This window comes from Pseudomonas sp. SDO55104_S430 (assembly GCF_054070595.1).
Genome location: NZ_JBSVXG010000187.1, coordinates 1 through 11406 on the forward strand (window position 1 = coordinate 1; position 11406 = coordinate 11406).

General features: G+C 61.7%; 6 protein-coding genes. 1 reads left to right on the forward strand and 5 read right to left on the reverse strand.

Features of this window, described 5'->3' with window-relative positions:
• Positions 1-76: 76 nt before the first annotated feature.
• The 4 genes from ACW9JE_RS23855 to ACW9JE_RS23870 form a co-directional block, all read right to left on the reverse strand.
• Entirely contained in the window at positions 77-3040 is a 2964-nt protein-coding gene (locus tag ACW9JE_RS23855; protein ID WP_457434143.1) for an autotransporter outer membrane beta-barrel domain-containing protein, read from the reverse strand.
• A 151-nt stretch (positions 3041-3191) separates the two neighbouring features.
• The gene (locus tag ACW9JE_RS23860; RefSeq protein ID WP_457434144.1) at positions 3192-3863 is read right to left on the reverse strand and encodes a GNAT family N-acetyltransferase; all 672 of its coding nucleotides are present in this window, start codon (positions 3861-3863) and stop codon (positions 3192-3194) included.
• 17 nt (positions 3864-3880) lie between these two features.
• Positions 3881-4327 (reverse strand): N-acetyltransferase family protein, encoded by a 447-nt coding sequence (locus ACW9JE_RS23865; RefSeq protein ID WP_457434145.1) that lies wholly within the window; start codon positions 4325-4327, stop codon positions 3881-3883.
• Positions 4328-4336: 9 nt separating this feature from the next.
• On the reverse strand, positions 4337-4960 hold the full coding sequence (locus ACW9JE_RS23870) for an FMN-binding negative transcriptional regulator (protein WP_457434146.1): 624 nt from the start codon (positions 4958-4960) through the stop codon (positions 4337-4339).
• Between the two features lie 90 nt (positions 4961-5050).
• Between ACW9JE_RS23870 and pdxR the strand changes: the two genes are divergently transcribed.
• A complete protein-coding gene (gene pdxR, locus ACW9JE_RS23875) occupies positions 5051-6598 on the forward strand; it encodes a MocR-like pyridoxine biosynthesis transcription factor PdxR (protein ID WP_224539930.1) in 1548 nt (515 codons plus the stop codon).
• Positions 6599-6677: 79 nt separating this feature from the next.
• Here the strand turns inward: pdxR and ACW9JE_RS23880 are convergent, their stop codons facing one another.
• Positions 6678-11213: a hypothetical protein gene (locus ACW9JE_RS23880; protein ID WP_457434147.1), complete on the reverse strand. Its 4536-nt coding sequence runs from the start codon at positions 11211-11213 to the stop codon at positions 6678-6680.
• Between the last annotated feature and the right edge of the window lie 193 nt (positions 11214-11406).

Here is an 11406-nt window from a genome sequence, read left to right on the forward strand (position 1 = left end):
TCAGTCAGCATCATTGCAACTGACCCACCGCTTTCGCGAGCAAGCTCGGCTCCTACAGGTGGAGCGAGACCGCAGGTCAGAAGCTCATCTGCCACTGCCCGATCAGCCCGTGATTGCGGCTGTTGTTGCCGATCTCGCCGCTGTAGCCGATGCCCAGGGAATGCCGAGCGCTGATGCCCAGGTCCAGTCCGGCTTCCAGCACCAGACTGTCGCGATCCAGCGAACTACCGTCGACACTGAACGCCGTGCCGCCTGTGACAAAGGCCTGGCGGGTCGAGTTGCTGACGTCGCCGTAAGTGTGTTTCCAGCCAGCGGTCATGCGCGGGGTCAGGCTCATGCCGTTGTCCAGGCTGCTCAGGTGCGCCAGGCGAACGCCGAAGGTGGTGCTGAAGTTGTCCTGGGTTTGCCCATCGACGTCCAGAGCCGCAGCGCCGCCTTTTTCCTGATAGCTGTCGCGGTGGTAGCGCTGATAGCCGAGGCTGGCGAACGGCTCGGCGCTGAGTCGACCGCTGCCCATGGAGTAGCCGAGTTCGGCGAACGCCTGCTGGCTGTCGGCGTCGTAATCCCCTTTGGGCCGGTCGCTGAAACCGTTGAAGGCGATGGTGCGTTTGCTCTCGCCCTGATGACCGCTGTACGCAGCGCCAAGGCGCAGGGCAAGCGGACCATTCTGATGCTGCGCGTAAACGCCGGCGTGCCAGCTCTCGACATTGCCGTCGACGCCGGTCGCGTCCAGATCGGTCTTCGAATAACCGCCCAGCACACCCACGCGCCACTGCGGGCTCAACGACCAGTCGGCACCCAGCACGCTGCCTTTGGTGCGTTGCTCCAGGCCGCTGCTGCCGTGTTCGCCATCGAGCTTGCCGTAGCCGCCGATGGCTTGCAGCCAGAGACGACCGCGGGCATTCGGGTCGTTCAGGTTGCGTGCTTCGGTCGGCACGCCGTTGGCGGCGAGGATCGGCGTATCACGCTGATCGAGGCCGACCATCAACCCCGGGCTGCCGCCCATTTGTTGCATCGCCGAGAGCATGCTACCGCCGACCTGGCTGCTGGCGCCGAGGGTCGCGCTGGTCAGGTTGGCGTTGCTGGCGCCGCTCAATTGCTCGATCGCAGCGCCGGCCGTGGCGCTGGTGGTGTTCAACAAGGCGTTGTACAGCGCATTGTTCCGACCCAGTGAAGCCAGGCTATTGGCGGCGTTGCTGCCGTTGCCGCTGACGGCGAATTCGTTGAAGGCGACATCGTTGCGGGTGTAGGTCAGGTCAACCTGGGTCGGGGTGTACGCCAGCGTAGGCGTGAGGAAGGCGTAGTCGCTGGTGACCGTGCCGAATGTCCCGTTGATGCGCGCAGCCTGCAGCACGGTGTAATGGCTTTGCCAAGGATAAGTGCCGCTGCCGGGGTTCACGGCCAGGGTCGCGCCGTTGAGGTTGGCCGTGCCGCCGACCTGCACCGGAGCGCTGCTGCCGTCGGCATTCACGCCGTAGGCCAGGGTCGATGCACTGCCCATGTTCAGATCGTGGACGATGGTCGCCGTGCCAAGGCCGGTATTGGTTCTCAAGGTGCCGTTGACGTTGAGGCTGCCCACCGAACCACCGCCGGCGTACACGCCACCGGCGTCCACGGTCAGGTTGCCGGCAATGCCGCCCTGGTTGATCAGCGTCGCGCCGTTGCGCACGGCGCCGCCGTCGCTGAAATCGCCGTTGCCGGTGAGTGTCCAGGCGCCTTGCTGAACCTCCAGCCATTCAAAGTTGCGGCTGCTGCCGAAGCTGCCACCGGCCGCATCATCCATGACTACGCGGTCGTATCCGCTGCCACCATCGACAGTGCCGATGAAGCGGCTGCCGTTGCGCAGGGTCAGGTTGTCGTTGCCGCCACCCAAGTCCAGCGCCAGACCGTCGCTGCCGCTGATGGTGCCGCCGTTGATCACGCTGTCGGCGAACTCGCCGACGAATTTCACGCCGAAGCCGTCGAGGCCCTGAATTGTGCCGAAGTTTTCCAGAGTGGTTGCCGCCACGCCGGCACCGCCACTGCCATCGTCGACCAGGATGGCGCTGTTGGCGCCGCTGATCAGCGCGCCCTTGGCGTTCAACACATATCCGCCGCCCAAGGCGATGCCTTCACTGCCGTTGGCGAAGCCGTTCTTGTCCACGCCGCCAGCACCCACGCCCTGGATGGTGCCGTAGTTTTCGATGTGGGCCAGGTTATCGATGTCCACGCCATCGCCGTCGCCATTGGCCTGCAATCCCGAATAGGCGCCGGTAATGGTGCCGTGGTTGATCACCGTGCCATCGCCATCGGAGCCGAACCCGGAACCGTTACGTCCGGTGATCTGCCCGTAGTTGGTCAAGGTCGCGCCGAGGTCGGTAGTGATGCCATGGCGACCGCCGGAGATGGTGCCGTAGTTGGTCACCGTCACGCCGGTGGCCGAGTCGATATCGATACCGTCGAATTTCTCGTCGGCATTGTGCGAGTCGCCGGTGGAAATCTCGCCATGGTTGGTGATGGTCGCGTTGGCGCCGGTCTTCATGCCGTCGCTGGCATCGCCACGAATCAACCCGCCCGAGCGGTTGATGATGGTGGTCGTGGCCCCGGCGCTGCGCAGCGCATCCAGGTCCAGCCCCTGACCGGTTGTGGAGCGGATGATGCCGCTGTTATCGATCAACAGGCTGCCGCTGGCGAAGTTGCTGTCGATGCGCAGGGCATCGTTGAACCCCAGAATCTGCCCGCCGGCACGGTTGTAAATGCTGTAGTTGCGCGCCTGGGTCAGATCACCACTGCTGTCGATCGCCCTGCCGCCAGTGGAAACAATCTTCCCCGCGTTATCAATCACCACACCCACGCCTGCGGTACCGTCCTTGAGGCTGACAGCCTTGCCGGCATTGGTAATGCTCCCCGGCGCCGAAATCGTCAAAGTATCCGCACCACCCAGGGTTTGCGCGGTGGTCGTGGCGGTATCGATCTGCACGGCTTTGTAGGGTGCAGCCATGGCGTTGGTGCTGGTCAACAAGGCAATGACCAAGGCCAGTCGCTGGGGGGAGAAGGGCATTTTTGACGTCCGTTTTGTTATAAGCGGGGCGTCCTGTATAGCGGTTGGTTTTTACAGATTGATGTACGGATCAAAAGATCGCAGCCTGCGGCAGCCTGCACAGAGAACCTGTAGGAGCTGCCGCAGGATGCGATCTTTTGCTTTCAGGCGGTCAGCCGCGGCATTCGGCCAGGCCTCTGCGCTGTCCGGAGTCCGTCTGGTTTTCGTCGCTCAGCCACTTCTCGAACCCTGCCGCAACGGCCGGCCATTCCGAGTCGAGGATTGAGTACCACGCGGTGTCGCGGTTCTGGCCCTTGACCACCATGTGCTGGCGGAACACGCCTTCGAAGCTGAAGCCCAGGCGCTCGGCGGCGTACTTGGAGCGGGCGTTGGCGTTGTTGCATTTCCATTCCAGGCGGCGGTTGCCCAGGGCGAAGGATTCCTTGGCCAGGAGGTAGATCGCCTCGGTGCTTTTCGGCGAGCGCTGCATGGGGGCGCCGAAGGTGACGTGGCCGATTTCGATGCGGCCCTGGGCCGGGACGATGGACATCAGGCTGAGGATGCCTTGCACCTCACCGCTGGCGCGGTCGATCACGCTGAAGAAGTACGGGTCGCTGTGGGCCGCGTGGTTGTTCAGCCAGTCGTTGAAGGCGCTGCGTTCCGGGAACGGGCCGTAAGGCAGATAGTCCCAGAGTTTCGGGTCGGCGCCGGGGCCCTGCAGGGCTTTGAACAGATCGTCGCCGTGACGCGCCGGGTCGAGTTTTTCCAGGCGGATGAAGCGCCCTTCGAGGGTTTGCACCGACGGTGGCTGAACGCCTTTCCAGTCGGCAAGTGAAGTCGGCATGGTGTTCTCCTTGAACCTTAAATGGCCTTGCGAAACTGGATGAAACCGGGACGTTCGGCGATGCGCTCGTAGAGCTGGATCGCGGTGGCGTTGGTTTCGTGGGTCAACCAGTGAACCTTGTTGCAACCATCGGCCTTGGCCGTGGCGTAGACGAATTCGATCAGCTTGCGACCGACGCCGGTGCCGCGGGTTTCGGGTGCCACCAGCAAGTCTTGCAGATAGCAGGAGTTTTCGATGGCCCAATTGGAACGATGGTAGATGAAATGCACCATGCCCACCGCCTTGCCGTCGGCCCAGGCCAGGGCGGCGTGGGTCGGCTCGTTCGGGTCGAGTATGCGCTGCCAGGTGCTTTGGGTGACAGCCTCGGGCAATTCAGTCTTGTAGAAACGCAGGTAGGCCTGCCACAGCGGCAGCCAGGCGGCGTGGTCGTCGGCACTGACCTGACGAATGTCGATCTGACTCATGATTGTTCCTTAACGCATCAAGTGGGCGAGGGCCTGGTCCTGCGCATCAGAGCTGGCGGCGAGCCCCTCGCGCACGCCGGCGATGTCTGCGGCATTGCGGTTCTGACTGAGTTTGCGCTTGCCCTCCAGGCGCTGGATCGGCAGGGCAAAACCCACAATGGCCTTGAGCATGCCGTCGATGTAGTCGACCGGTGCATCGGCGACTTTCCATGGCTGGGCGCGGGAAGCTTCGTGGCGATCGGTCAGGGCGCTGACCAGCGTCAGCAGGCGGTCGGCATCGGTGAACACTTCGGCGCTTCCATAGGCGTGAACGGCGACGTAGTTCCAGGTCGGTACGACTTTGCCGTGTTCGGCTTTGCTCGGGTAGAAACCTGGGCTGACGTAGGCGTCGGCCCCGGCAAAGATCACCAGCGCTTCGGCCCCGTTCTGCAGTTCTTTCCACTGCGGATTGGCCTTGGCGAAGTGGCCGTACAGGGTTCCGTTCGGGCCCTGGTCGGGGTTGAACAGCATCGGCAGATGGCTGGCTTGCAGGCCATGTTCGCCATGGGTTACCACCATGGCGAGGCGGGTGCCGAGTATCTGCTGGTGCAGTTCATGCAAATCGTCGATGGCAAAATTTCGTGGCGTGTACATGGAGATTTCCCTTGGCGGATGTCTGCATCCTAGGCAGGCTATTGGTCCGTTGTAAGAGCCATTAACGACCAATTTCATAGGTCCATTGAAATTAAAAGCGAGCCGCTTTCCCTGCCATTCAATCCCGCGGGCATCGAACTCGATCGCCGTAAGGGCTTGAGTCGACAGCTCTATCAGGCGCTGCGATTGCGGGTGCTTGACGGCAGGCTGGCCAGCGGCACGCGGCTGCCGGCCAGCCGGGATCTGGCGGCGGCGCTGGCGATTTCCCGCAACAGCGTGGTGCGCGCCTACGATCAGCTCTACGCCGAAGGTTTCATCGAGGGGCGGGTGGGCGATGGGACTTATGTGGCACAACTGCCCCAAGCGGGAACACTTTCATCAAAGATATCCACAAAAGTATCCACAGGGTTTTCAACAGGCTTACCCACAGCCTTATCCACAAAATCGCCTGATTTACCTGGGATTTCATCCAGTAAAGTTATCCACAGTGGTGTTTTGCAGCGCCTGGAAAACAACCATTTGCCGCGTCCACCGAGCGGTCCGCCGAGGGCTTTTCGGGTCGGCGTACCGGCGTTCGATCTGTTCCCGTTCGACGTCTGGGCCAAGCTGAACGCGGCTTTCTGGCGCAAACCGGATCTGCGCCAGCTGTGCTACGGCGATCCGGCGGGCGATGAGCGATTGCGCGGGCTCATTGCTGCTTATTTGCGCAGTTCACGTGGAATGCAGTGCACGGCTGAGCAAATAGTGATCACCAGTGGTGCGCAACAGGGCATCAGCCTTTGTGCACAGTTGTTGGTGGAGCCTGGCGATGGGGTGGCGATTGAAAATCCGGGGTATCGGGCGGCCGGTCATGCCTTCGCTGTGGCCGGGGCACGAATGCATGGTGTGGCGGTGGATAGCGAGGGCATCGATTGCACCCAATTGGCGGCGATCAACGACTGTCGTCTGGCGTATGTCACCCCGTCGCACCAGTACCCGACCGGTGTGGTCATGAGCCTGGCGCGACGCCTGGAACTGCTGGCCTGGGCCGAGCGCAACCAGGGCTGGATCGTCGAGGACGATTACGATGGCGAGTACCGCTACACCGGCGCGCCGCTGGCACCGTTGGCAGCGCTGGATCGGCAGGGGCGAGTGTTGTACGTCGGGACGTTCGGCAAGGTTGCCTTCCCGGCGTTGCGCCTGGGGTATCTGGTGTTGCCGCCGGGGCTGGTGGATGCGTTTTCGCGGCGGCGCGCGGTGGATGTGCGGCATTCGGAAGTGAGCACCCAGGTTGTGATGGCCGAGTTCATGGCGGCCGGGCATTTCCAGCGGCACATTCGCCGGATGCGCCGTGCGGCGTTGAGTCGGCGTAACACGTTGCTGGCGGGTTGGCCTCGGGATATTGCCGGGGTTGGTGGTTTGCCGAGTGTTGCGGCGGGGCTGCATTTGACGGTACCCGTTGAGACGCTGGCCCGCGAGCAGGAGCTGGTTGAAAGTGCTGCGCGGGTTGATGTCGAGATCAATGGGTTGAGCAGTTATTGGTTGCCGGATTCGCGTACACCGCTGGACCAGCGGGCGGGGCTGGTCCTGGGGTTTGCGGCGGTGCCGGAGGCTGATATTCGGGCTGCGTTGGGGCGGTTGGATAAGGCTTGGCGCTGATAGCCGGCGTTACACGCACCTGTGGCGAGGGGGTAAACCCCCTCGCCACAGGTTATGTGTTCAGCCAAAGATTGCGGGGTCAGGTTTTTGAGGTGGAAGGTTTGGGCGCAGAAAGGAACAACGCCTTCGCCAACTGCGGACTGATTTCACTGCGATAGATCGCAATCAGCTCGCTGTTCGACGTCGCTGTCCTCAGGTCAAACCCACCGCCCAGTTTGCGCTGCGAAGCCGTTTTCAGGTGCGCCGCGGTGTAGCCATCGGCCGGTGTGTCGGGTTTGGGATAGTGGAAGTGCGCATACCAAAGCACATGATCCTTACCGTCACCACGCTCGCGAATCTCGTATTCCTCGAGATAATCCTTGCGTAGCCCCTTCAGCCGATTCCGCCCCGGCACCTTCACGATCTCCACCAGGCCCTTGTCATGCAGCCATTGCACGCGTGCGGCGGTGGGTGGCTGTCGCTTGGTCATGCTGATTCGGGTCTGGCGACCCTTTTCGTACAGGTTGGCAGCGCTTTCATTGAGCTGTTTGGCCAGGTCGACCGCGGACACCTGGCCGCCGTCGGTGGCGTTCAGGTCGGTGAGGGCCTTTTCGATCCCGTCGGCCGCTTGCGTCATCCGATGGGCCTGCTGATTGAACATCTCCTCGATTTCCACCGGGATACGCCCTGGCTGATTGGCGTGGGCTTCGGTGCGACGAGTAAAAGCCTGCAATTGATCGAACAGGATCTGACCCTGCTGAATGCTCAGATCGAGAGTGGGGCGTGCAGGCGGCGGGGTCTGAGCCGATACATGTTCAAGCCAGTTGCCCGGCGATTTTTCGTGAAAGGTCGCGATGACTTTGCCGGTCAGCGGCGATGTCACGTCGAACAGATCGATCTCCTCACCCGCCGCTCGCTGGCGCGGGGTGCCGACCACGGTGCCCTTGTAACGCGTCTTGATGATGCGCTTGCGCGGCGCCGCAGGTCGCGACGGTCCTGGTGTCGGCACCAGCAATCTGCGCTCGTGCAACAGGCTTGCGAGTTGCCGGGTGGTTGGTTCGTTGAAAGCTTTGATCCGCTCGCGCATCTGTTCCAGCTGATCGCTCAGCAGCGCCTCGGGGAATTCGTCGGCGAGGTCGGCGATACGCTGGTCGAGGTTGGCAAACTGCTCCAGCAGGTCGTTGATGCCGTCGATGCGTTCGAGCAGCGGGATGTCGTCCCCGGTCTCCAGGTCCTTGTAGGACTCGACGGTCAGACTGATATCTTCGACCACACTTTCCATGGCCTGCCGCGCCGCCGCCATGTCGACCGTCGCGCTGTCGTTGAGGCAAAGCTCCTGGGCGATGCTGATCTGGAACAGTTTCAGATCCGGCAGTTTGAACCTCGGCATGTGCGCCGCGTAGCCCCGAGCCACTTCGCTGGCTTCCTTGCCCAGCCGGGTCAGCTCATCGATTCGGCTGCGGGCAAACTCGATCCTGTCGATAAAGCCCTGCGCCATGTCACTGGTGAGTTGATGCAGCTCGCGCGGTGTTTGCGTGCTGTCGACCTGTTTGTGATCCAGCAGTGCAAGGGATTGGCGCATAAGGTCTTCAAAACTTTTTTCCTGCCAGGCAAACCATTTGTGGGTGTGCGACAGATGGCATTCAAGGCAACTGACCAGGACCTGGCGGTAATTCTGGATGGGATCGAGGGCATTGAAGGCTTTAAGTTGATCGATGTAGCTGCCGTAGGCCTTCACTTGTGAATCCAGAGTTTCGATCAGGACCGCATGATCGGCCTCGGTGGCCGTTTTTTGTGCCTCTACCAGCTCTTTCTCAAGCTCGTATTTTCGGGCGTCGAATGCCTCCAGCTTTTCCCTCAAATCGGCCTTGCGCTGCTGGTTCTGGCGCATCAGTTCCTGGCGACGACCGCCGCCACGCAAGCGAAGGCGCATGTCGACAAACCATTCGCCCTTGGCGTTGTGAACCAACAGAGGACCTTTGGCGGGCGGGGTTTTGCGTGAGTCGATGATCTGCACGTCATCGTTTTCGTTGAGTGCGACTTCGAACCAGCGTTGACCGACTTTCGCGTACCACCTGTGATCGAGCCCGCGCAGATGCTGGTAGGGGCCGGCGTTCAGCGCAGGGGCTTTCAGGCCGGCGGGTTCGCTGATGCTCAGTTCATCGAGCACCGCTCCTAGGCCCTTGTCGGTCAAAGCGCCGAAGGCGTGTATGGGCATTTGGTGGGTGGCCGGTGGTTGGCTGGATTGCACATCAGGCTGTCGCGTCACGGTCGGCTTCGCGCTGGGCAGCTTCTGGGGATCGGGGCGTGCGGGCGGGGCTTTCTCGACAGGCAGTGTGGAGGTTTCGCGGCGAGCGGCGGCCTGATGGGCGAGCACCATGCCGAGTGTGAGCAGCAAATCGGTCATGGCGGACCAGGCGCCCTGGCTGTCGTCGTTTTCCTTCGCGTCGGTGGCCTGCTGCAGATCGTCCATCACTTGCCAGATCCACGCAGCCGTCCCGACCGTGCGCCCCAGGAAAGGCAGCGCGCCATTGAACAGCATCCACGCGCCTTGCTTGAGCGTTGCCCAACGGGCTTCGGCGTTGGAGACCGATTGGCGGTCGGCCAAAGTGACCATCGCATCGGCATTCGCCTTGAACAGGGCGGCAAAGGTTTCACCTTCCAGCGCCTTCGTACCGAATGTCACGTTCGCCATCTTGCCCAGCAACGAAGTGGGCTCCACCAGCCATTGCCCGAGTGTCCAGACTGACGGCAATTCACCTGGGAAAGCGTACTGCGAGTAGTTGAAACGCACGGCGTCCGGCAGCCAGGCCAGAACCGATTGGCGCAGCGTCTTGTGGTGCTTGATCGCGTACAGCAGGTTCGCCTCGCCGGGATATTGCAGCAATGGATGTTCGAGCAGTGGCCGGTACAGCAGGCAGGGTCCCTTGGTCGCGTGCCGTGGCCCGATCACGAACATGTTGGCGACCTTGTCCGCCGTACCCTCGCTGCCGCCGCCATGCATAAACGCCAGCGGGCGGATGATGATTTCCAGCCCGTCCACGTGACGATCCGCAGGATTGTCCTGCAATACCGCCAGGATGTACTGATAGCCGCGCTCGTCGACGCCGGCTTCGCCGCGGATCTTGTATTGCAGCGCTTGCAGCGGCAGCTGGATGCGCAGGTGACGACTGAAGAGCTTTTGCCTGCGCGATGTTTCCTGGGGATCGGAGAGCAGTTTGGCCTTGATCAGCGCCGGGTATTTCGCGCCGATGTTCACCTTGTTGACGAGCTTTTCCAGGTAGCTGACAGTCATCCAGTTCGGCGTGGCATCACCGTTTTTGTACTGCACCGTCTTGTTGCCCAGGGGGAGGGCGATCAGGTTTTGCAGCGCAAGATCCGCCAGCGACAGCCTGAGGGTCTGGGTCCTGCCGGGCACGATGAAGGTTCCGAGCACGACCAGGCTGGTGACATGGATTTCGACGTCCTCAAGCTTCAATGTGGATGCCTGGGGATAGTCCTTGGTCATCTGCTCGCGCAGTTTGCGCAGGGCAAATTCCGGCAGGGGCGGGATATCGTCGAGGAAGGTTTTGCCGGCGTCCTGTTCGCGCAGGTTAGCGATGTCCATCAAGTGCCGGCTGTAGCGCGTGAGGTCCGCAGGTGAGGCGTTTTTCAGCCAGTCCGGCAGCAGCGTCCGGACCCTGTTGAAACGCGATGACGGCGGTTGATCCTGATTCGTGAAATTTCTGGAGGAAGCGTTGACGGGAGGCGAACTGCCTTGGGCCGAATTCAAATCGCCGATGGCTTCGGTCTCCAGTGCAATCAAGGCGCAGGCCTGATGGTGAAAGAAGTTGCCGTCGGGCTCGTACAGACGCCACTGGAGGTTTTCCCGGGCGGGGAGTTTTTCGCCCAGCGCATCCACGGAGTCGTAACGCTTGAACCCTTCGATGATCGAGTGCGTGAGTACGAACGTGCGCTTGCCGAGTGTTCCCACGAGGACCGCGACATCCAGTATCCACGCATGCTTGCTCGCGGCGCCTTCGACCCTGTCGATGTCGATCAGGCAGGCCTTGGTCTGGTACTTGTCCCGTGTGCGCCGCGTTTCGCGGTCCGGTTGTTCGAACACCGCGCGGGCAATGGCTTTTTCGTCCTCGCTCCAATCCAGTGTCGGGTCGAGTTTCCAGATGCCTTGCAGTGATTGCGAGAGTTGGTGCCAGCGCGGGGTTGAGGGACTTGTCTGCTGGTTCCAGTAATCGAGCTGTTGTTGCTGATAGGCATTGAACAGCAGCGGGGCGAGTGAATTGATCAGGCAGCCGATGGCATCGATCTTCACCGCCAGCTGAGCCTGCGAATCGTCGCCCGGATGCAGCGTCAGGAAGTGTTCGCCGTCGATGTAATTCACCACCGATCTGGAATAGGCGAGTTTCACCAATACATTGGCGAGGGATTCGTACAGGTATTTGCCGGGAGTGACGCGATCATCGGCGATGACCCAGGTCGGGGTGACCACCGTGGCGAGCGTCGGGTCGATTTTCAGATGTGGATACAGCGCTTCAAGCGCAGGCCCGAGAAATTTTGCGGCGACCTCGGTGATGGAAGGGCCGGTGACCAGCTCGGTCAGTAAATCCAGTTCTTTCTGGTGGGTGGTTTCGGACATGGTCGTCTCCTGACTTTACGGGCTGCTGTGGAGGACGCAGCGCGGGGTCGGGGACGTTATCGGGCAGTTGCGAGGGGCTCGCGGTAGATAGATATGGCGGGCAGAAAAACTACGTCATCTAAGGCAAACACAAACCTGTGGCGGGGGGCTTTTGTGGCGAGGGGGCTTGCCCCCGTTGGACTGCGCAGCAGTC

Excerpts from the sequence above, each read along its gene's own strand:
- ACW9JE_RS23880 (WP_457434147.1), bottom strand. The coding sequence starts at position 11,213 with ATGTCCGAAACCACCCACCAGAAAGAACTGGATTTACTGACCGAGCTG.
- ACW9JE_RS23865 (WP_457434145.1), bottom strand. The coding sequence starts at position 4,327 with ATGAGTCAGATCGACATTCGTCAGGTCAGTGCCGACGACCACGCCGCC.
- ACW9JE_RS23870 (WP_457434146.1), bottom strand. The coding sequence starts at position 4,960 with ATGTACACGCCACGAAATTTTGCCATCGACGATTTGCATGAACTGCAC.
- ACW9JE_RS23860 (WP_457434144.1), bottom strand. The coding sequence starts at position 3,863 with ATGCCGACTTCACTTGCCGACTGGAAAGGCGTTCAGCCACCGTCGGTG.
- ACW9JE_RS23855 (WP_457434143.1), bottom strand. The coding sequence starts at position 3,040 with ATGCCCTTCTCCCCCCAGCGACTGGCCTTGGTCATTGCCTTGTTGACC.